This is a genomic window from Thalassiella azotivora, assembly GCF_054781695.1.
On the sequence record NZ_BAAGTX010000009.1, the window covers coordinates 122989 to 144446 of the forward strand.

Annotated in this window: 20 protein-coding genes; 19 read left to right on the forward strand and 1 reads right to left on the reverse strand. The window is 75.2% G+C overall.

Features of this window, described 5'->3' with window-relative positions; all coding sequences use genetic code 11:
- The first annotated feature begins 44 nt into the window (after positions 1-44).
- Entirely contained in the window at positions 45-1397 is a 1353-nt protein-coding gene (locus ACYVQV_RS08095; protein ID WP_461022767.1) for an MFS transporter, read from the forward strand.
- A gap of 30 nt (positions 1398-1427) precedes the next feature.
- On the opposite strand, the gene ACYVQV_RS08100 is transcribed toward ACYVQV_RS08095, so the two are convergent.
- Positions 1428-1841: a DUF1844 domain-containing protein gene (locus ACYVQV_RS08100; RefSeq protein ID WP_461022768.1), complete on the reverse strand. Its 414-nt coding sequence runs from the start codon at positions 1839-1841 to the stop codon at positions 1428-1430.
- 306 nt (positions 1842-2147) lie between these two features.
- Between ACYVQV_RS08100 and infC the strand changes: the two genes are divergently transcribed.
- From infC to tyrS, 18 genes are all read left to right on the forward strand, one after another.
- Entirely contained in the window at positions 2148-2780 is a 633-nt protein-coding gene (gene infC, locus ACYVQV_RS08105; RefSeq protein ID WP_461022788.1) for a translation initiation factor IF-3, read from the forward strand.
- Positions 2781-2893: 113 nt separating this feature from the next.
- Positions 2894-3088, forward strand: coding sequence for a 50S ribosomal protein L35 (gene rpmI, locus ACYVQV_RS08110; RefSeq protein ID WP_461022769.1), 195 nt, complete (start codon positions 2894-2896; stop codon positions 3086-3088).
- Positions 3089-3184: 96 nt separating this feature from the next.
- Entirely contained in the window at positions 3185-3562 is a 378-nt protein-coding gene (gene rplT, locus ACYVQV_RS08115) for a 50S ribosomal protein L20 (protein WP_461022770.1), read from the forward strand.
- A 149-nt stretch (positions 3563-3711) separates the two neighbouring features.
- Positions 3712-4581 carry a TrmH family RNA methyltransferase gene (locus ACYVQV_RS08120; RefSeq protein WP_461022771.1) on the forward strand — a complete coding sequence of 290 codons (870 nt, stop codon included), beginning with the start codon at positions 3712-3714 and terminating at the stop codon, positions 4579-4581.
- A 9-nt stretch (positions 4582-4590) separates the two neighbouring features.
- Positions 4591-5688 carry a sensor histidine kinase gene (locus ACYVQV_RS08125; RefSeq protein WP_461022772.1) on the forward strand — a complete coding sequence of 366 codons (1098 nt, stop codon included), beginning with the start codon at positions 4591-4593 and terminating at the stop codon, positions 5686-5688.
- 77 nt (positions 5689-5765) lie between these two features.
- The gene (gene pheS / locus ACYVQV_RS08130; protein ID WP_461022773.1) at positions 5766-6872 is read left to right on the forward strand and encodes a phenylalanine--tRNA ligase subunit alpha; all 1107 of its coding nucleotides are present in this window, start codon (positions 5766-5768) and stop codon (positions 6870-6872) included.
- Entirely contained in the window at positions 6872-9445 is a 2574-nt protein-coding gene (gene pheT / locus ACYVQV_RS08135) for a phenylalanine--tRNA ligase subunit beta (protein WP_461022774.1), read from the forward strand. The genes pheS and pheT overlap by 1 nt, the downstream gene beginning before the upstream one ends.
- Positions 9442-10293: an SDR family NAD(P)-dependent oxidoreductase gene (locus ACYVQV_RS08140; protein WP_461022775.1), complete on the forward strand. Its 852-nt coding sequence runs from the start codon at positions 9442-9444 to the stop codon at positions 10291-10293. Before pheT ends, ACYVQV_RS08140 begins: the two co-directional genes overlap by 4 nt.
- A 45-nt stretch (positions 10294-10338) precedes the next feature.
- The gene (gene argC / locus ACYVQV_RS08145; RefSeq protein ID WP_461022776.1) at positions 10339-11382 is read left to right on the forward strand and encodes an N-acetyl-gamma-glutamyl-phosphate reductase; all 1044 of its coding nucleotides are present in this window, start codon (positions 10339-10341) and stop codon (positions 11380-11382) included.
- Entirely contained in the window at positions 11379-12530 is a 1152-nt protein-coding gene (gene argJ, locus ACYVQV_RS08150; protein ID WP_461022777.1) for a bifunctional glutamate N-acetyltransferase/amino-acid acetyltransferase ArgJ, read from the forward strand. Before argC ends, argJ begins: the two co-directional genes overlap by 4 nt.
- A 105-nt stretch (positions 12531-12635) precedes the next feature.
- Positions 12636-13517: an acetylglutamate kinase gene (gene argB / locus ACYVQV_RS08155; RefSeq protein WP_461022789.1), complete on the forward strand. Its 882-nt coding sequence runs from the start codon at positions 12636-12638 to the stop codon at positions 13515-13517.
- Between the two features lie 38 nt (positions 13518-13555).
- On the forward strand, positions 13556-14758 hold the full coding sequence (locus ACYVQV_RS08160) for an acetylornithine transaminase (protein WP_461022790.1): 1203 nt from the start codon (positions 13556-13558) through the stop codon (positions 14756-14758).
- The gene (argF, locus tag ACYVQV_RS08165) at positions 14755-15708 is read left to right on the forward strand and encodes an ornithine carbamoyltransferase (RefSeq protein ID WP_461022778.1); all 954 of its coding nucleotides are present in this window, start codon (positions 14755-14757) and stop codon (positions 15706-15708) included. Before ACYVQV_RS08160 ends, argF begins: the two co-directional genes overlap by 4 nt.
- The gene (locus ACYVQV_RS08170; RefSeq protein WP_461022779.1) at positions 15705-16259 is read left to right on the forward strand and encodes an arginine repressor; all 555 of its coding nucleotides are present in this window, start codon (positions 15705-15707) and stop codon (positions 16257-16259) included. Before argF ends, ACYVQV_RS08170 begins: the two co-directional genes overlap by 4 nt.
- Positions 16260-16335: 76 nt before the next feature.
- Positions 16336-17553 carry an argininosuccinate synthase gene (locus tag ACYVQV_RS08175; protein ID WP_461022780.1) on the forward strand — a complete coding sequence of 406 codons (1218 nt, stop codon included), beginning with the start codon at positions 16336-16338 and terminating at the stop codon, positions 17551-17553.
- Between the two features lie 22 nt (positions 17554-17575).
- Positions 17576-19018 (forward strand): argininosuccinate lyase, encoded by a 1443-nt coding sequence (gene argH / locus ACYVQV_RS08180; protein ID WP_461022791.1) that lies wholly within the window; start codon positions 17576-17578, stop codon positions 19016-19018.
- A gap of 10 nt (positions 19019-19028) precedes the next feature.
- Entirely contained in the window at positions 19029-19694 is a 666-nt protein-coding gene (locus ACYVQV_RS08185; protein ID WP_461022781.1) for a DNA-3-methyladenine glycosylase, read from the forward strand.
- Positions 19695-19775: 81 nt separating this feature from the next.
- Positions 19776-21041, forward strand: a complete 1266-nt coding sequence (gene tyrS, locus ACYVQV_RS08190) for a tyrosine--tRNA ligase (protein WP_461022782.1) — start codon at positions 19776-19778, stop codon at positions 21039-21041.
- The last annotated feature ends 417 nt before the right edge of the window (positions 21042-21458 follow it).

Sequence of the window (21458 nt, forward strand, 5' to 3'; positions counted from 1 at the left end):
AAACCGGTTTGGACCACCCGCACCGGGGTGGGAGCATTCATCCCATGTCCCTCGCCCCCTACCGCCGCCTGCTCGGCGTGCCCTCGGTCCGCAACCTGCTGCTCGTCGGGATCCTCGCCCGCCTGCCCCACACCACCGCGGGCGTGGTGCTCACCCTGCACGTCGTGTACGGGCTGGAGCGCAGCTGGACGGAGGCCGGCCTCGTCGCCACCGCCGTGACGGTCGGGATGGCCGTGGGGGCGCCGTGGCGCGGGCGCGTCGTGGACCGGTACGGCCTGCGACGGGCGCTGGCGCCGTCGATCGTCGTCGAGGCGCTGGTGTGGTCCGCCGCGCCCTTCGTGCCCTACCACGCGCTGCTCGTCGTCGGCCTGGTCGGCGGCGTGATGGGGCTGCCGATCTTCACGGTGATCCGGCAGTCGCTGAGCATCCTCGTGCCGCTGGAGCAGCGTCGCAGCGCCTACGCGGTCGACAGCATGGGGGTCGAGCTGTCCTTCATGGCGGGCCCGGCGGCCGGGGTCGTGGTCGCCACCCAGTGGTCCACCACCGCGGCGCTCCTGCTCGTCGGCGGCACCACCGTCGCCGCCGGGCTCGGGCTGGCCTGGTTCAACCCGCCCACGCGCAGCGAGCAGCTCGCCGGCCGCCGCGTCGGGCCGTCGGTGGACGCCGCCGAGGCGAGCGCCGTCCTGGGCCCGGCCGCCGGAGCGGACGCCGAGCGGGCCGCTCTCGAGCAGGCCGCGGCGGCAGGGCCGCGCGGTGTCGGGGAGGTCCCGGCGGCGGCCAGCGCCGCGGCGGAGCTCGACGGCTCCGCGAGGCGCACGCGGTGGTCGCGGTCGCCGTCGGTGCTGGCCGTCCTGGCCGCGGCCGGGGGAGGGACGCTCGTCCTCGCGGGCACGGACGTCGGAGTCGTCGCCGTCCTGGACGACGCCGGCTCACCGCAGCTGCTGGGGCTGGTGTTCGCCGCGTGGGGCGTCGGCTCCATCGTCGGTGGGCTGGTGTACGGCCAGGCGCGGCGCGCCGTGCACCCGCTGTGGCTGCTGCTGGGCCTGGCCGTCCTGACCGTGCCCGTGGGGCTGGCCACCTCGCCGTGGCTGCTGGCCCTGGCGATCCTGCCCGCCGGCGCCCTCGTCGCACCGGTGATCTCGTCCACGGCGGAGGCGGTGGCGCGGCTGGTGCCGGAGGAGTCGCGGGGGACGGCGATGGGCTGGCACGGCTCGGCCATGACGGTCGGCAGCGCGCTCGGCGCCCCCGTCGCCGGTGCCGCGATCGACGGTGTCGCCCCCTGGGCGGCGTTCGCCGTCGTGGGGGTCGTCGGGCTGGGGGTGGCGGCCACCGGCCTGTCGGTGCAGCGCGCCCGCCGGGCCGGGGCGGCCGTCGTGGGCGGGGCCTCGCCAGCCTGAGCCCGGGTCAGGAGACGGCCTGAGCCCGAGTCAGGAGACGGGGCCGGTCAGCCGCTCGCCGGGTCCCTGCCCGGGCGGGTCGGGGACCGCGGAGGCCTCCCGGAACGCCAGCTGCAGGGTGCGCAGGCCGTCGCGCAGCGCACGGGCGTGCTGGTTGCCCACCTCCGGGGCGGCCGAGGTCACCAGACCGGCGAGCGCGGTGATGAGGATCCTCGCCTCCGCGAGGTCGAGGTGCCCGCGCTCCTCGGCGTCCTGCGCGAGGCCGCACTTGACGGCCGCCGCGCTCATCAGGTGGACCGCGGCCGTGGTGACGACCTCGACGGCCGCGACGTCGGCGATGTCCCGCTCGGCCTGCCGGGCACCGTCGTCGGCGGCGGCGCCGACGGCGTCGGCGGCACCGTCGGCGGTGTCGGCCGCGTCGGGATTCTGCTCGTTGGTGACCATGCTGGTAGCCTGTCACGCAGACCGACCTGTGCTGACACCGCCCGTCCCGACGGGCGGAGCCGGCCAGGTGCGCGAAGCGGAGATCCCTCCCACCCGCAGCGGCCGAAGCGAACCCCCGGGTTCCCACCGGTCGCCGGGTCCTGGTCCAGCCCGGGTGCACCCCGCCCGGGTGCCGTGGCGGCCCCCGTCGGACGACGTGGGCCACCGAGGCGAACGGACAGGTAGGCAGGCCCCCGCCGAGCGAACGCCCGCGGGGGCCTTTCCCGTGGACCGGCGGTCGCACCGACGTCTACGAGGGAGCAGCACATCAGCGAGCCGCGCATCAACGACCGGATCCGAGTCCCCGAGGTTCGTCTGGTCGGCCCGAACGGCGAGCAGGTCGGGATCGTCCGCGTCGAGGACGCACTCCGGCTGGCCCAGGAGGCCGACCTCGACCTCGTCGAGGTGGCGCCGCAGGCCAAGCCCCCGGTCTGCAAGCTCATGGACTTCGGCAAGTTCAAGTACGAGGCCGACATGAAGGCCCGTGAGGCCCGCAAGAACCAGGCCAACACGGTCCTGAAGACCATCCGGCTCCGGCTGAAGATCGACCCGCACGACTACGCGACCAAGAAGGGCCAGGCCGAGAAGTTCCTCTCGGCCGGCGACAAGGTCAAGGTCATGATCATGTTCCGCGGTCGCGAGCAGTCCCGGCCGGAGATGGGCTACCGGCTGCTCCAGCGGATCGCGGCGGACCTCGGCGAGCTCGGCTACGTCGAGAGCGCCCCGCTGCAGGACGGCCGCAACATGGTCATGGTGATCGGCCCGAACAAGAAGAAGGCCGAGGCCAAGGCCGAGCAGCGCGCCCGGGGCGGGGCCCCGCGCCAGCGTCGCGACCGCTCCGGCGGCCAGGCCGAGGCCACCGAGGCCGACCAGACCACCGAGGCGCCCGAGAACGCCTGACGGCCCCGCGCTCGGCGCCACCCCGCGGGGGAGGCGCCAGGACGACCGCGTCCGCCCACCGCCCCCGCACGCACCACCAGCACCACCCGACGAACGACAGGAGAACGGCAGCCATGCCGAAGCAGAAGACGCACAGCGGCACCAAGAAGCGGTTCCGGGTCACCGGCTCCGGCAAGGTCATGCGCGAGCAGGCCAACGGCCGTCACCTGCTGGAGGGCAAGCCCTCCACCCGCACCCGGCGCATCGCCGCCGACAAGCAGGTCGCGGCGGCCGACGTCCCGCGCATCAAGAAGCTCCTCGGCAAGTGAGCTGACCACCCCGGCTGACCCAGCCGACCGACCTGCCGGCCGGACCGTCGCCGGCGGGTCCCCCCGACGAACCGAACCCAGCAAGGAGTTAGTCACGTGGCACGCGTGAAGAGGGCCGTCAACGCCCAGAAGAAGCGCCGGGAGACCCTGGAGCGCGCCAGCGGCTACCGCGGCCAGCGCTCGCGGCTGTACCGCAAGGCCAAGGAGCAGGTCACCCACTCGCTCGTCTACGCCTACCGCGACCGCCGCGCCCGCAAGGGCGACTTCCGTCGCCTGTGGATCCAGCGGATCAACGCGGCGGCTCGCGCCGAGGGCATGACGTACAACCGCTTCATCCAGGGCCTGCGCCTGGCCGGCATCGAGGTCGACCGGCGCATGCTGGCCGAGCTCGCGGTGAACGACTCCGCCGCCTTCGCCTCGCTCGTCAAGACGGCCAAGGAGGCCCTGCCGGCGTCCGGCACCTCCGCCGCCTGAGCCGACGGCTCCCGCCCCCGCGTCCACCCGGACGCGGGGGCGTCGCCGTCCCGCGGGTCTGCCACCCTTGGGCCGTGCCCAGCGCCTGCCAACCGAGCACCTCCGGACCGAGCAGCTCCGGACCGAGCGCCTCCGGACCGAGCGCCCGCGTGCCCGGTGAGCCGGAGCTGGTCAACCCGCGCAGCGACCGCGTCCGCTCCGTGCGGCGGCTCACCGGCCGCGCGGGTCGCTCCCGCCAGGGCCTGTTCCTGGCCGAGGGTCCGCAGGCGGTCCGCGAGGCGGTGCCCGCGGGCGCGGTGCGCGACCTGTACGTCACCGACGCAGGGGGCAGTCGCCACCCCGACCTGGTGGACGCCGCCCGCGCCGCCGACGTCCCCGTGCGGTGGTGCACCGACGACGTCCTGGCGGCGATGTGCGACACCGTGACGCCGCAGGGCCTGCTGGCGGTGTGCCGTCCCGTCGACGTCCCGCTCGCCACGGCGCTCGAGCGCGGGCCGCGGCTCGTCGCGCTGCTCGCCCACGTGCGCGACCCCGGCAACGCCGGCACGGTGCTGCGCGCCGCGGACGCCGCGGGAGCGGACGCCGTCGTGCTGACCGACGCCAGCGTCGACGTGTACAACCCCAAGTGCGTGCGGGCGACGGCGGGCAGCCTGTTCCACGTCGACGTCGTGACCGGCGTCCCGCTGGACCAGGCGGTCGCCGCGCTGCGGGAGACGGGGACGGCCGTGCTGGCCGCCGACGGTGCCGGACGCACCGACCTCGACGACCTGCAGGACGCCGCCGAGCGAGGGGCCGGACCGTTGACGGGGCCGGTGGCGTGGGTGCTCGGCAACGAGGCGTGGGGCCTGCCGGAGGCGGACCGCGCCCTCGCGGACGACGTGGTGCGGGTCCCGGTGCACGGCCGGGCAGAGAGCCTGAACCTGGCCACCGCCGCCACCGTGTGCCTGTACGCCACGGCCCGCGCGCAGCGCCGCTCGCGCGCCCCGCACCGCCCGTCCGGCGCGCAGGAGCGCCACTAGGCTCCGGTCGTGGACCCCGACGAGCTGCCGGACGCGGTCGTGGTCGCCGACGCCCGGGCGCGCGTCACCGTGTGGAACGCCGCGGCGGAGCGCGTGACGGGGGTGGCCGCCCGTGCGGCGGTCGGAGCCGACGTCCGTGAGGTCCTCCCGCTGCAGGACACCACCGGTCGCCGGTGGTGGGAGGTCACCGACCCCTGGCACGGCCTGACGACGCGCACCGGCCACCGGGAGCGGCTGCTCGTCGTGCCGCCGGGGCGCGAGGTGCTGGTCACGGCCCGGTACGTGCGGTCCGGGCGCTCGCGGCCCGTCGACCGGGTCGTCCTGCAGCTGCGCGACACCGAGTCGCGCCGCCGGGCCGAGCACGACCACGCGGGCCTGATCTCCACCGTGGCGCACGAGCTGCGCTCGCCGCTGACCAGCGTGAAGGGCTTCACCTCGACGCTGCTGCGCCGGTGGGACCGGTTCACCGACGAGCAGAAGCTGCTGATGCTGACCACGGTCGAGGCGGACGCCGACCGCGTCACCCGGCTCATCGCCGAGCTGCTCGACATCTCCCGGATCGACGCCGGGCGGCTCGAGGTGCGACGCCAGCCCGTCGACGTGGTGGCCCTCGTCCGCGGGCAGGTCGCCCGCTCCGTCGCCTCCGGCGTGGCCGCCGGCCGCGTCCACGTCGTGGCCCCCGGGACGCCGCTGCCCGAGCTGTGGGCCGACCCCGACCGGCTGGACCAGGTGCTCGCGAACCTGCTCGAGAACGCCGTGCGGCACGGGGACGGCGACGTCACCGTCACGGTCGCCGCGGCGCGCGTCGACGACGGGCCGGTGGGCCCCGACGCCGCGCACGCCGACGCGGTGAGCGTGGTCGTCGAGGACGAGGGGGAGGGCATCCCCGAGGAGAACCTCGGACTCGTCTTCACCAAGTTCTGGCGCGGCGCGCGGCGGGGCGGCACCGGCCTGGGGCTGTACGTCGTGCGCGGCCTCGTCGAGGCGCACGGCGGGCGGGTCAGCGTGGGCCGCTCGCCCGGCGGCGGCGCCCGCTTCCGGGTGCTGCTGCCCAGTGCCGTGCCGGAGCACGTCGGCCCCCGCCGCCCGCCGTCCGCCGGTCGGTAACCCGCTGGGGTGCCGCGGCCCCCGCCTCCTAGACTCGTCACCGCCCCCGACCGACGAGCACCGGAGCGCCAGCCCGCATGTCCGCACCGAACAAGGACTACGACCCGGTCGAGGTGAGCGCCGTCCAGCCGGAGCAGGTCGAGCAGGCCGTGGCCGACGCGCTGGCGGCGATCGCGGCCGCCGGCGACCTGGACGCGCTCAAGGCGGCGCGGGTCGCGCACGCCGGTGACCGCAGCCCGCTGGCGCTGGCCAACCGCGAGATCGGCGCCCTGCCGCCCGCCGCCAAGGCCGAGGCCGGCAAGCGGGTCGGCGGTGCGCGCGGCCGTGTGAGGCAGGCGCTGCAGTCGCGCCAGGCCGAGCTCGAGGCGGAGCGCGACGAGCGCGTCCTCGTCGAGGAGCGGGTGGACGTCACCCTGCCCACGGACCGGGCGCCCCTGGGCGCCCGGCACCCGCTGACCACGCTGCAGGAGCTCGTGGCGGACCTGTTCGTCGGGATGGGCTGGGAGGTCGCCGACGGTCCCGAGGTGGAGGCGGAGTGGTTCAACTTCGACGCCCTCAACTTCGGCCCCGACCACCCGGCCCGGCAGATGCAGGACACCTTCTACGTCGACCCTCCCGGGTCGGGCCTCGTCCTGCGCACCCACACCTCGCCGGTGCAGGCGCGCTCGCTGCTCGAGCGGGGCGTCCCGCTGTACGTCGTCTGCCCCGGCAAGACGTTCCGCACCGACGAGCTCGACGCGACCCACACCCCGGTGTTCCACCAGGTCGAGGGGATCGCGGTCGACGAGGGCCTGACGATGGCCCACCTGCGGGGCACCCTCGACCACTTCGCCGCCCAGGTCTTCGGCCCGGGGACGACGACCCGGCTGCGGCCGTCGTTCTTCCCGTTCACGGAGCCGAGCGCCGAGATGGACCTGCGGTGCTTCGTCTGCGCCACCCCGCGCGGCGCCGTCGACCCGGCCTGCCGCACCTGCAAGGGCACCGGCTGGATCGAGTGGGGCGGCTGCGGGATGGTCAACCCGAACGTGCTGCGCGCGTGCGGGGTGGACCCCGACCGCTACTCCGGCTTCGCGTTCGGCATGGGCGTGGAGCGCACCCTCATGCTGCGCTCCGGCGTCGCGGACATGCGCGACATGGTCGAGGGCGACGTCCGGTTCAGCACGCAGTTCGCGATGGAGGGCTGATGCGCGTCCCGCTGTCCTGGCTCGCCGAGTACGTCGACGTACCGGACGACGCCACCGCCGAGCAGGTCGCCGCCGACCTGGTGCGCGTGGGGCTGGAGGAGGAGGGGCTGATCGGCTCCGACGTCACCGGCCCGCTGCTCGTGGGCCGGGTGCTCTCGTACGACGCCGAGCCGCAGAAGAACGGCAAGACGATCCGGTGGTGCGCCGTGGACGTCGGTCGCGGGCCGGAGGACCCCCAGCGGGTCGTGTGCGGCGCCTCCAACTTCGAGGTCGGCGACCTCGTCGTCGTGGTGCTGCCCGGCGCGGTGCTGCCCGGCGGCTTCGAGATCTCCGCGCGGAAGACCTACGGGCACCTGTCCGAGGGGATGATCTGCTCGGCCAGGGAGCTGGGCCTCGGCGACGACCACGGCGGCATCATCGTGCTGTCCGAGTGGGGCCTGAAGGCCGAGCCCGGTGACGACGCGATCGAGCTGCTCGGGCTGGCCGGCCGGGAGGGCAGCGGCGTCGAGGTGAACGTGACCCCCGACCGCGGCTACTGCTTCAGCGTCCGCGGGGTCGCCCGCGAGTACGCCCACGCGACCCGTCGACCTGTCGCCGAGGTGCTGCGCGACCCCGCCGCGGTCGAGGTGCCCGCGGCGACCCCCGGCGGCTTCCCCGTCGTCCTGGCCGACGAGGCCCCGATCCACGGCGTGCCCGGGTGCAGGCGGTTCGTCGCGCGGGTCGTGAGGGGTGTGGACGGCTCGGCGGCGTCACCGTTCTGGATGCGCCGGCGGCTGCAGCAGGCCGGGATGCGACCGATCTCCCTCGTCGTGGACGTCACGAACTACGTGATGCTCGCGCTCGGCCAGCCGCTGCACGCCTACGACCTGTCCACCATCGACGGAGCGGTCACCGTGCGCCGGGCCCGTGCGGGCGAGCGGTTGCGCACGCTCGACGACGTCGACCGCGCGCTGGACCCCGAGGACCTGCTCATCTGCGACGGCGAGGACGGGCAGCGCGCCATCGGCATGGCCGGGGTGATGGGCGGCGGTCCCACCGAGGTCTCCGAATCGACGCGGGACGTGCTCGTCGAGTCGGCCTGGTTCGACCCGGTCTCGGTGGCCCGCACCGCCCGCCGGCACCGGCTGCCGAGCGAGGCGAGCAAGCGCTTCGAACGCGGCGTCGACAGCCGGCTGCAGGCCGCCGCGGCGGAGCTGGCGGTCCGCCTGCTCGTCGAGCACGGTGGCGGGGTCGCCGACCCCGCGGTGACCGACGTCGGCGAGCCGGCCGCGCAACCCACCCTGCGGATGCCCGCCGACCTGCCGTCCCGGCTCGTCGGGACCGAGTACGGCACCGACCGGGTGGTCGACCTCCTGCGCGAGATCGGCTGCCGGGTCGAGGTCACCGGCGACCTCGCGGCCGGGGCGCAGGGCACGGCCGGGGGCAACGTCCCGGTGCTGACGGTCGTCCCGCCGTCCTGGCGGCCCGACCTCGTCCAGCCCGCGGACCTCGTCGAGGAGGTCGCCCGTCTCGCCGGCTACAGCGAGATCCCCTCGGTGCTCCCGGTCGCCCCGCCGGGGCGTGGTCTGACGCACGCCCAGCGGGTCCGGCGCTCGGTGGGGCGCACCCTGGCCGAGGCCGGTCTGGTGGAGGTGCTCACCTACCCGTTCGTCGCCCCGTCCCGCCACGACGAGCTGGGGCTGGCGGCCGACGACCCGCGGCGTACGGCCCTGCGGCTGGTCAACCCCCTGTCCGACGAGCAGCCGCTGCTGCGCACCAGCCTGCTGTCCACCCTCGTCGACGCGCTGCGCCGCAACCTGGGCCGGGGCGCCGCCGACGTGGGGCTGTACGAGATCGGCTCGGTGACCCGTCCCCGGCCGGGTGCCGGCGCGGCGCCGCTGCCGGGCGTCGCCTCGCGCCCGGGCGACGACGAGCTGGCCCGGCTCGAGTCCGCGGTACCGCACCAGCCGGTGCGGGTCGCCGGTCTCCTCGCCGGCCAGCGCGACCCCGCGGGCTGGTGGGGTCCCGGACGGGTGGTGGACCACGCCGACGCGATCGACCTGGCCCGCCGGGTCGCGGCCGTGCTGGGCGTCGACGTCCTCGTCACCGCGGACGAGCACGCCCCCTGGCACCCCGGCCGGTGCGCGCGGCTGGCGACGGCCGACGGCACGCTGGTCGGGCACGCCGGCGAGCTGCACCCGAAGGTCCTCTCCGCACTGGACCTGCCGGCGCGCACGGTGGCCTTCGAGGTCGACCTCGACGTGCTGGTCGCCGCGTCCGGCGAGCCGGTCCGGGCGGTGCCGCTGCGCACCTACCCGGTCGCCAAGGAGGACGTCGCGCTCGTCGTGGACGCGCGGGTCCCCGCGGCGGACGTCGAGGCGGCGCTGCGGGACGGCGCCGGCGAGCTGCTCGAGTCGGTGCGGTTGTTCGACGTGTACACCGGCGAGCAGGTCGGGGAGGGACGCCGCTCGCTGGCGTTCGCCCTGCGCATGCGCGCCCCGGACCGCACCCTCACCGCCGACGAGGCGAACGCCGTCCGGGACGCCGCCGTCGCGGAGGCCGCGCGCCGCGTCGGCGCGGTGCAGCGCTCGTGACCGGCACGTCGGTCGGGGCCGGCGCCGGCCACCCGCCGCCGGCGCGCACGGCCCTGGTGACCGGCGCCTCCCGGGGGATCGGCCGCCACCTCGCGCTGGGCCTGGCCGACGCGGGCCTCGACGTCGGGCTGCTCGCCCGCGACCGCGGTGCGCTGGAGGAGGTGGCGCGTGCGGTCGTCGACCGCGGCCGGCGGGCCCACCCCGTGACCGCCGACGTCACCGACCTGTCCGTGGTCGAGTCCGCGGTCGCCGAGGTGGAGCGCGAGCTCGGTCCGGTCGACCTGCTCGTCAACAACGCCGGCCGGATCGAGTCCACGGAGGTGCCGCCGTGGCAGGCGGACCCGGAGGAGTGGTGGGCCGTCGTGGAAACCAACCTGCGCGGGTCGTTCCACCTCGTCCGCGCGGTGGTCCCCGGCATGCTCGAGCGGGGCGGGGGGCGCGTGGTCGACCTCAGCACGGGGTCGGCGACGCGCGACAGCGCGCTCTACTCCGCGTACTTCGCGTCGAAGACGGCGCTGCTGAGGTTCGGCTCCGGGCTGCACCTCGCCGGTCACGAGCGGGGTCTGCGGGTCCTGGAGATCGCTCCCGGCGTCGTCCGCACCGAGATGACGGCGGGCATGCGGGTCCACGACGACCGCACGGACTGGACGGACCCGCAGGCGGTCGTGGACCTGGTCGTGGCCGCGGCGCGGGGCGGCCTGGACGAGTGGTCTGGCCGCTACGTCCGCGCCGGTGCCGACGACCCGGCGTCCCTGGCCGCGGCCGCCGCGGTGCTGGACGGGCCGGCGGGCGATGACGCCCGCACGCTGCGCCTGCGACCGTGGGGGGACGACGACCCGGCCGTGTGAGGCCCCGATGTGCATAGATACGACCATGCCTGTATGGTCATGCACATGGTTTCCGTCGCAGTGGCAGGAGCGTCAGGCTACGCGGGGGGTGAGCTGCTGCGCCTGCTCGCCTCGCACCCCGAGGTCGAGGTCGGCGCCCTGACGGCCCACAGCTCCGCCGGCAGCACGATGGGGTCGGTGCAGCCGCACCTGACGCCCTACGCCGACCGCGTCATCAGCGAGACCACGACCGAGAACCTCGCCGGGCACGACGTCGTCTTCCTCGCCCTGCCCCACGGGGCGTCGGCCGCCGTCGCCGCCGAGCTGGGCCCGGACGTCCTCGTCGTCGACGTCGCCGCCGACCACCGGCTCACCGACCCCGACGCCTGGGCCGAGTTCTACGGCGGCGAGCACGCCGGTTCCTGGCCCTACGGCCTGCCCGAGCTGGTGCTGGCGGACGGCCGCAAGCAGCGCGAGCTCCTCGTCGGGGCGCACCGCATCGCGGTGCCCGGCTGCTACCCGACGTCGGTCACGCTCGCGCTGGCCCCGGGCGTCCACGCCGGGCTCGTCGAGACCGAGGACGTCGTCGTGGTCGCCGCCAGCGGTACCTCCGGTGCGGGCAAGGCGGTCAAGCCGCACCTGCTCGGCAGCGAGGTGATGGGCTCCATGACCCCGTACGGCGTCGGCGGCGTGCACCGGCACACCCCCGAGATCGAGCAGAACCTCGCCGCGGCGGCCGGGAGACCCGTCCGGGTCTCGTTCACCCCCACACTCGCGCCCATGTCCCGCGGCATCCTCGCCACCGCGACCGCACGGCTCGTCCCGGGCACCGACCCCGCCGCCGTCCGCACCGCCTGGCAGGACGCCTACGCCGACGAGCCCTTCGTGCACCTGCTGCCGGAGGGGCGCTGGCCACGCACCGCCGACACCCTCGGCGCCAACACGGTGCACGTCCAGGTCGCCGTCGACGAGCGGGCCGGGCGGGTCGTCGCCGTCGCCGCCGTCGACAACCTCACCAAGGGCACCGCCGGTGCCGCCGTCCAGAGCCTCAACATCGCCCTCGGGCTGCCGGAGACGGCCGGCCTGCCGATCGTGGGAGTCGCCCCGTGAGCGTCACCGCCCCCGCCGGCTTCCGCGCCGCCGGCGTCACCGCCGGCCTCAAGGCCAGCGGCGCGCCCGACGTCGCACTGGTCGTCAACGACGGGCCGCGCGACAGCGCCGCCGCCGTCTACACGTCGAACCGGTGCAAGGCCAACCCCGTGCTGTGGAGCGAGCGCGCCTCCGCCGACGGCCGCGTGCGGGCCGTCGTCCTCAACAGCGGTGGGGCGAACTGCTACACCGGACCCGACGGCTTCCAGACGACCCACCAGACGGCCGAGCTCGTCGGCGAGCTGCTCGGTGTCGGTGCCGGCGACGTCGTGGTGTGCTCGACCGGCCTCATCGGCGTCCAGCTGCCCCGCGAGCGCCTGCTGGACGGTGTGCGCGCGGTCGTCCCGGCGCTGGACGCCGACGGTGGCGAGGACGCGGCCCGGGCGATCATGACGACCGACACGGTGCCCAAGCAGTCGGTCGCCGCCAGGCACGGCTGGAGCGTCGCCGGGATGGCCAAGGGCGCCGGCATGCTCGCCCCGTCCCTGGCGACCATGCTCGTCGTCCTGACCACCGACGCCGACGTCGACGCCGCGACCTGCGACCGGGTCCTGCGCGCGGCCACCCGGGTCACCTTCGACCGGGTCGACTCCGACGGCTGCCAGTCCACGAACGACACCGTGCTGCTCATGGCCAGCGGCGCGTCCGGGGTGGCCCCCGACGAGGCCGAGCTCGCGGACGCCGTCCGGCAGGTCTGCCTCGACCTGGCGCTGCAGCTCGTGCGCGACGCCGAGGGTGCCGACCACGACATCGCGATCCGCGTCGTCGGGGCCGCGACCGAGGACGAGGCCGTCGAGGTCGGCCGCTCGGTCGCCCGCAACAACCTGTTCAAGGCGGCCGTGTTCGGCAAGGACCCCAACTGGGGGCGGATCCTCGCGGCCGTCGGCACGACGTCGGCGACGTTCGACCCCGCCGACCTCGACGTCAGCCTCAACGGCGTGCAGGTCTGCCGGGCCGGGGGCGCCGCGCAGGACCCCGCGGACGTGGACCTGGACCAGCGCGACGTCGAGGTGGTGGTGGACCTCAAGAGCGGCGAGGCGTCCGCGACGGTGTGGACGAACGACCTGACCCACGCCTACGTGCACGAGAACAGCGCCTACTCGACCTGACCGAGCGGGCACCCCACCCCGACATCCGCACCCGACCCGAGGACCTCGAGGACGATGAGCACCGACAGCACGAGCGGCCCCACCCGCTGGGGGACCACGCGCGTCATGCGCCCGGACGACCCGGAGGCCGCGGCGCGCCAGGCCGGCGTCCTGCTCGACGCCCTGCCGTGGCTGAAGGAGTTCTACGGCAAGGTCGTCGTCATCAAGTACGGCGGCAACGCGATGGTCGACGAGAGCCTCAAGCGGGCCTTCGCCGAGGACATGGTCCTGCTGCGCTACGCGGGGATCCGCCCGGTCGTCGTGCACGGCGGCGGCCCCCAGGTGTCGTCCATGCTGTCCCGCCTCGGGATCGAGTCGCAGTTCCGCGGTGGTCTGCGGGTGACCACCGAGGAGTCGGTGGAGGTCGTCCGGATGGTCCTCGTCGGCCAGGTCGGTCGCGAGCTCGTCGGCCTGATCAACGAGCACGGCCCGCACGCCGTCGGGCTCTCCGGGGAGGACGCCGGCCTGTTCCGCGCGCGGCGGACCCGGCCCGTCGTGGACGGCGAGCCCGTCGACGTCGGACTGGTCGGCGACGTCGTCCACGTCGCGCCGGCCGCCGTCCTGGACCTCGTGCAGGCCGGCCGCGTGCCGGTCGTGTCGACCGTCGCCCCGGACGAGACCGGTCAGGTCCTCAACGTCAACGCCGACACCGCGGCCGCCGCGCTCGCCGTCGCGCTGGACGCCGTCAAGCTCGTCGTCCTGACCGACGTGGAGGGCCTGTACGCCGACTGGCCGGACAAGGCGTCCCTGGTGCAGCAGATCGGCGCCGACGAGCTGGAGGGCGTCATGCCGCGGATCGACTCGGGGATGCGGCCCAAGATGGAGGCGTGCCTGCGCGCCGTCCGCGGCGGCGTGAACCGCGCGACCGTCGTGGACGGCCGGCTGCCGCACGCCCTGGCGCTGGAGATGCTCACCAGCGAGGGCACCGGGACGATGGTGGTCCCGTGAGCGAGCTGGTGACGGGCGCCGCGGGCACCCACGACGTGATGCGCCGCTACGGCGACGTCCTCATGCAGACGTACGGGACACCGCAGCGCGTCCTCGTCCGCGGCGAGGGCGCCTGGGTCTGGGACGACGAGGGCCGGCGCTACCTCGACCTGCTGGCGGGCATCGCCGTCAACGCCCTCGGGCACGCCCACCCGGTCCTCGTCGCCGCGGTGACCACCCAGCTCACCACCCTGGGGCACGTCTCCAACTTCTTCGCCACCGGCCCGCAGGTCGCCCTGGCCGAGCGGGTGCTGACCCTGGCCGGGGCCCCGCAGGGGTCCCGGGTGTTCTTCTGCAACTCCGGCGCGGAGGCGCTCGAAGGGGCCCTCAAGCTCAGCCGTCGCACGGGCCGCTCGAAGGTCGTCGCCCTCGAGGGCGCGTTCCACGGCCGCACCACCGGGGCCCTGGCCCTGACGCACAAGGCCGCGTACCGCGAGCCGTTCGAGCCGCTGCTGCCCGGGGTGGTGCACGTCCCGTTCGGTGACGAGCAGGCCCTCGCGGACGCCGTCGACGAGGAGACCGCGGCCGTGTTCATGGAGCCCGTGCAGGGGGAGCAGGGGGTTCGCCCGCTGCCCGCCGGCTACCTGGCCCACGCCCGGCGGGTCACCCGGGACGCCGGTGCGCTGCTCGTCCTCGACGAGGTGCAGACCGGGATCGGGCGCACCGGCCACTGGCTCGCCCACCAGCACCCCGAGATCGGGGGCGGCGACGGCGTGGTCCCGGACGTGGTGACCCTCGCCAAGGGCCTGGGCGGCGGCCTGCCGATCGGCGCGGTCGTCGGCTACGGCGAGCACGTCGCCTCCCTGCTCGGTGCCGGGCAGCACGGGACGACGTTCGGCGGCAACCCGGTCAGCGCCGCCGCCGGCCTGGCGACCCTGCACGTCATCGAGCGGGACGGCCTGCTGCAGCGGGTGCGGACCCTGGGGGAGCGGTGGGCGCGCGAGCTCGCCGGCGTCGACCACCCGCTGCTGCGCGGCGTGCGCGGTCAGGGCCTCCTGCTGGCGCTGCAGCTCGAGCGGCCGGTCGCGGCCGCGGTGGTCGCCGCCGGCCTCGAGGCGGGTTTCGTGGTCAACGCGGTCGCCCCGGACGCCGTCCGGCTGGCCCCGCCGCTCGTGCTCACCGACGAGCAGGCGGACTCCTTCACCCACGCCCTGCCGGGCCTGCTGGACGCGGCTGCCGACGGGTCGGAGGGCGCGTCGTGACCCCGCGGCACTTCCTGCGGGACGACGACCTCGCCCCCCAGGAGCAGGCGGACGTGCTGCGGCTCGCGCTGCGGGCCAAGGCCGACCGGTTCGGCCTGCGCCCCCTGGAGGGCCCCCGGTCGGTCGCGGTGCTGTTCGACAAGCCGTCGACGCGGACCCGGATCTCCTTCCTCGTCGGGATCGCCGAGCTCGGCGGCCACCCGCTGGTCATCGACGCGCAGACCACCCAGATGGGACGCGGCGAGCCGATCGAGGACACCGCCCGCGTGCTGGACCGCCAGGTCGAGGCGATCGTGTGGCGCACCAGCGGCCACGACCGGATCGAGGCGATGGCCGGCGCGTCGTCCGTGCCCGTCGTCAACGCGCTGACAGAGCTGTTCCACCCGTGCCAGGTCCTGGCGGACCTGCAGACCCTGGCCGAGCACCGCGGCGGCGTCGACGCGCTGCCGGGGACGACGCTGACGTACCTGGGCGACGGCGGCAACAACATGGCGCACAGCTACCTGCTCGGTGGTGCCACTGCTGGCCTGCACGTGCGCGTCGGGTCCCCGGCTGCCTACGCCCCGCACCCCGACGTCCTCGACGCGGCGCGCCGCGTCGCGGCCGCGACCGGCGGGTCGGTCACCGTCACCGACGACCCGCGCACGGCGGTCGAGGGCAGCGACGTGCTGGCCACCGACACGTGGGTCTCGATGGGGCACGAGTCGCAGGCCGACGAACGCGGTTCGGGACCGTTCGCGCCGTTCGCCGTCTCCGAGCAGGCGCTGGCGCTGGCGGCCGACGGGGCGGTCGTCCTGCACTGCCTGCCGGCCTACCGGGGGCGGGAGGTCGACGCCTCCGTGCTGGAGGGACCGGCGTCCCTCGTCTGGGACGAGGCCGAGAACCGCCTGCACGCCCAGAAGGCCCTTCTCACCTGGCTCCTCGACCCGTCCGTCCGGGGCTCCTCGTGAGCGCGGCGGCCCCCGACGCGCGCGTGCCCGGCGCCGACCAGCGCCAGCGCCCGGCGACGAAGACGGCGCGGCACGCCCGCATCCGCGAGCTGCTGGAGCAGCGGGCGGTGCGCTCGCAGACCGAGCTCGCCACGCTGCTGGCGGCGGACGGTGTCGCCGTGACGCAGGCGACCCTGTCGCGTGACCTCGTCGAGCTCGGTGCCGCCAAGGTGCGCGATCCCGAGCTCGGCCTGGTCTACGCGGTGCCGGGACAGGGCGGGGACCGCTCGCTGCAGGCGGCGGTCTCCAGCGAGGTGCTCGACGCCCGGGTGGCCCGCCTGTGCGAGGAGCTGCTCGTCACCGCCGAGGCGTCCGCGAACCTCGTCGTCCTGCGGACCCCGCCGGGGGCCGCCCAGTTCCTCGCCTCCGCGCTGGACCACTCCACGTTCCCCGACGCGCTGGGCACCATCGCCGGCGACGACACCGTGCTCGTGGTGTCGCGCTCACCGGACGGCGGGGCCGCCCTCGCGGCGCGGTTCCTCGCCCTCGCCTCCACCCGGTCGGACGAGTGACCGACCCCACCACGACCACCCGACCTGGAGCGGCACCCGCCGCCACCCGAGACCCGCAGCACCGAAGGAGCACCCCGTGACCGACCGTGTCGTCCTCGCCTACTCAGGAGGTCTGGACACCTCCGTCGCCATCGGCTGGATCGCCGAGCGCACCGGCGCCGAGGTGGTCGCCGTCGCCGTCGACGTCGGCCAGGGCGGAGAGGACCTCTCCGTCATCCGCCAGCGCGCCCTGGACTGCGGCGCCGTCGAGGCCTACGTCGCGGACGCCCGCGACGAGTACGCCGACGAGTACTGCCTGCCGGCCCTGCGCACGAACGCCCTCTACATGGAGCGGTACCCGCTGGTCTCCGCGCTGTCGCGCCCGGTCATCGTCAAGCACCTCGTCGCCGCCGCCCGCGAGCACGGCGCGAGCGTCGTGGCGCACGGCTGCACCGGCAAGGGCAACGACCAGGTGCGGTTCGAGGTCGGCATCCAGGCGCTGGCCCCCGACCTGACGTGCATCGCCCCGGTCCGCGACCTCGCGCTCACGCGGGACAAGGCCATCGAGTTCGCCGAGCACCACCGGCTGCCCATCGAGACGACGAAGAAGAACCCGTTCTCCATCGACCAGAACGTCTGGGGCCGCGCGGTCGAGACCGGTTTCCTCGAGGACATCTGGAACGCGCCGACCGAGGACGTCTACTCCTACACCCAGGACCCGTCCGTCGCCCGGGACCCCGACGAGGTCGTGCTGACCTTCGAGGCCGGCGTCCCGGTCGCGATCGACGGGGAGAAGGTCACCGTCCTGCAGGCGATCGAGCAGCTGAACCGCCGGGCCGGCGCCCAGGGCGTGGGCCGGCTGGACCTCGTGGAGGACCGCCTGGTCGGCATCAAGAGCCGCGAGGTCTACGAGGCCCCCGGCGCGATCGCCCTCATCACCGCCCACCAGGAGCTCGAGAACGTCACGGTCGAGCGCGACCTGGCCCGGTTCAAGCGCCAGGTGGAGCAGCGCTGGACCGAGCTCGTCTACGACGGCCTGTGGTTCTCCCCGCTCAAGCACGCGCTCGACGCGTTCGTCGACGACAGCCAGCGGCACGTCACCGGCGACGTGCGCCTGGTGCTGCACGGTGGGCGCGCCGTCGTCACGGGGCGGCGCAGCGACGCCAGCCTGTACGACTACGCGATGGCGACCTACGACTCCGGCGACCAGTTCGACCAGTCCCTCGCCAAGGGCTTCGTCGACCTGTGGGGCCTGCCGTCGAAGATGGCCTCCGCCCGCGACCTGCGCGTGTCCGGGGGAGGCGCCGGTGCCTGAGCCGGACACCAGCCCGTCCGCCGTGCCCGGCACCCCACCGGACGACCGCCCGCTCAGCCTGTGGGGCGGCCGGTTCGCGGGCGGCCCGGCCGACGCGCTCGCCGAGCTGAGCCGCAGCACGCACTTCGACTGGCGGCTGGCCCGGTACGACGTGGCCGGCTCGCGCGCGCACGCCCGCGTCCTGCACGCCGCCGGGCTGCTGGACGACGACCAGCTGGCCGCGATGCTCGACGCCCTCGACCGACTGGACGCCGACGTCGCCGCGGGGGCGTTCGCGCCCGACCCCTCGGACGAGGACGTCCACACCGCCCTGGAGCGGGGGCTGATCGAGCGCGCCGGCCCCGAGCTCGGAGGTCGCCTGCGCGCCGGTCGCTCGCGCAACGACCAGGTGGCCACGCTCGTGCGGATGTACCTTCGCGAGCAGGCGCGGGTCGTCGCCGGCCTGCTGCTCGACGTGGTCGACGCGCTCCTCGACCAGGCGGCCGCGCACCCCGGCGCGGCGATGCCCGGGCGCACGCACCTGCAGCACGCCCAGCCCGTGCTCGTCGCGCACCACCTGATGGCGCACGCCTGGCCGCTGCTGCGCGACGTCGACAGGCTGCGCGACTGGGACGCGCGCGCGGCCGTGTCCCCGTACGGCTCGGGAGCGCTCGCCGGGTCCTCGCTCGGGCTGGACCCCGCGGCGGTGGCCACGGACCTGGGCTTCGACGCGCCGGTCGCCAACTCCATCGACGGGACGGCGGCCCGCGACGTCGTCGCCGAGTTCGCCTGGGTGACCGCCATGGTCGGCGTCGACCTGTCGCGGCTGTCCGAGGAGGTCGTGCTGTGGGCGACGAAGGAGTTCTCCTTCGTGGTCCTGGACGACGCCTTCTCGACCGGGTCGAGCATCATGCCGCAGAAGAAGAACCCGGACGTCGCCGAGCTCGCCCGCGGCAAGGCGGGGCGTCTCGTCGGGGACCTCACGGGCCTGCTGGCGACGCTCAAGGGCCTGCCGCTGGCGTACAACCGGGACCTGCAGGAGGACAAGGAGCCGGTGTTCGACGCGGTGGACACCCTGACGGTGCTCCTGCCCGCGGTCGCCGGGATGGTCGCCACGATGCGGCTGCGCACCGACCGGATGGCCGACCTCGCCCCGCAGGGCTTCGCGCTGGCCACCGACGTCGCGGAGTGGCTGGTCCGCCAGGGCGTGCCGTTCCGGGAGGCGCACGAGGTGGCGGGGGCCTGCGTGCGGGTGTGCGAGGAGCGCGGGACCGAGCTGTGGGACCTGACCGACGCGGACCTCGCCGCCGTCTCGCCGGCCCTGACGCCCGGCGTCCGCGAGGTGCTGTCGGTCGAGGGGTCCCTGGCGTCGCGCTCGTCGGTCGGCGGCACCGCCCCGGTCCGGGTGGCGGAGCAGCTGTCCGCCGCCCGCGACGCGGTGGGCGCCGCCCGGGTCTGGGTGGCCGACGCCCCGGTGCCGCGCTGAGCACGCGACCGTGACGGGGGCCGGTGCGGCGGTGCCGGGTCGGGACGTGCTCGACCGGCGGGTGCTGCAGGCGCGAGCGCTCGAGGTGGCACCCGCCCTGCTCGGCGCTGTCGTCGAGGCGGACTCGCCGGAGGGGCTCGTCGCCGTCCGGCTGACGGAGGTCGAGGCCTACGAGGGGCGGGACGACCCCGGCTCGCACGCCTACCGCGGCCGCACCCCGCGGACCGCGGTCATGTTCGGACCGGCCGGGCACCTGTACGTCTACTTCTCCTACGGGATGCACTGGTGCGCCAATGTGGTCTGCGGGCCGGACGGGACGGCGTCCGCGGTCCTGCTGCGGGCGGGCGAGGTGGTGGCGGGGCACGAGCTCGCCCGCTCGCGACGCCCGGCCGCGCGCACGGACCGGGACCTGGCCCGCGGCCCCGCCCGGCTGGCGCAGGCCCTCGGGCTGGGGCGCGAGCACGACGGCACGGACGCCTGTGGCGGGGGGCCGGTGCGGTTGGTGAAGAGTGCTGCGGTGCCGCCGTCAGCCGTGCGCAGCGGCCCGCGGGTCGGCGTCAACGGTCCGGGTGGCGACGCCGGCGCGCACCCGTGGCGCTTCTGGCTGGACGGTGAACCGACCGTGTCGGCCTACCGGCCGGGCACCGCCAGGCGTCGGGCGCGTCGCCCCGGTTGAGCGCGATCGGGCAGGCTGGGTCCGCGCAGGTGAGCGCAGGACGGGCCCCGGGCACCGGGGCGGACGAGCGGAGGGCACGACGTGACGCACATCCTCGACGAGCTGCGGTGGCGCGGTCTGGTGGCGCAGTCCACCGACGAGACGGCGCTGCGGGAGGCGTTCTCGGCGGGGCCGGTCACGTACTACTGCGGTTTCGACCCGACCGCCCCGAGCCTTCACGTGGGCCACCTGGTGCAGGTGCTGACGGTGCGCCGGCTCCAGGAGGCGGGCAACCACCCGCTGGCCCTCGTGGGCGGCGCGACGGGGCTCATCGGCGACCCGCGACCGACGGCCGAGCGCACGCTCAACTCGGCGGACACGGTCGCGGACTGGGTCGAGCGGATCCGGGCGCAGATCGAGCCGTTCCTCGACTTCGAGGGCTCGTTCCGCGCACGGGTGGTCAACAACCTCGACTGGACGGCCGGCCTGTCGGCCATCGACTTCCTGCGCGACGTCGGCAAGCACTTCCGGGTGAACAAGATGCTGACCAAGGAGTCGGTGGCCCGTCGGCTCGAGTCCCAGGAGGGAATCAGCTACACCGAGTTCAGCTACCAGCTGCTGCAGGGGATGGACTTCCTCGAGCTGCACCGCCGGTACGGGTGCACGCTGCAGACCGGGGGCAGCGACCAGTGGGGCAACCTCACCGCCGGGGTAGACCTCATCCACCGGGTCGAGCAGGCGACGGCGCACTGCCTGTCGACGCCGCTGCTGCTCAAGGCGGACGGGACCAAGTTCGGCAAGACCGAGGGCGGCGCCCTGTGGCTGGACCCCGACCTGACGTCCCCCTACGCGTTCTTCCAGTACCTGCTCAACGTCGAGGACGCCGTCGTGGGGTCGATGCTGCGGATGCTCACGTGGCGCTCCCGCGAGGAGGTCGCCGAGCTCGACGAGGCGACGCGTGAGCGCCCGTTCGCCAGGGAGGCGCAACGGGCGCTGGCCCGCGACCTGACGTCGCTGGTGCACGGCGAGCAGGCAGCCCGGCACGTCGAGGACGCCAGCGCGGCCCTGTTCGGCCGGGGGGAGCTGCGCGAGCTGGACCCGCGGACCCTCGGGCACGCGCTCGAGGAGGTGCCCCGGGCGACGGTGCCGGCCGACGCGCTGGGCGTGGTGGACCTGCTCGTGGCGACGGGCCTGGCGACCGGACGGAACGCGGCTCGGCGGACCATCGCCGAGGGCGGGGCGTACGTCAACAACACCAAGGTGGTCGACCAGGAGGCGGTCCTCGACCGTGCGGACCTCCTGCACGGACGCTGGGTGGTGCTGCGTCGGGGCCGTCGCAACCTCGCGGCGGCGGAGGTGGTGCCGTGACCTCCGAGTGCCCCGGACGCGCGTCTGGGACGCGCCCAGGAACGGCGCCCGGCGACGGCGAGTCGGCTGTGGCGGGGGCCACGCGCAGCGGATTTGACCCCACCCACCGAGGCTCCGTAATGTTCCACCTCGTCAGCCCGACAGGGAGCAACGGACACCGCGAGGTGGCCGGTCCGGGGCTGGCTCCCACCACCTGAGGCCGTTGGCGCGGCTCCTGAGGAGCGCGCCGGCACGGACGAGGGTCGTGGGGCCCGGAGAGGCCGATCGGGTCGAGTCGCACAGCGGCTTTGACCAGGCAGACCAAGTCGGGTAAGTTTGAAGGGTTGCCCCCGGGGCCGGTCGAGGGACTGGTGGTGGGTGTGCGTCCGTTCCTTGAGAACTCAACAGCGTGCCAAGTAGTCAATGCCAAATTATCCC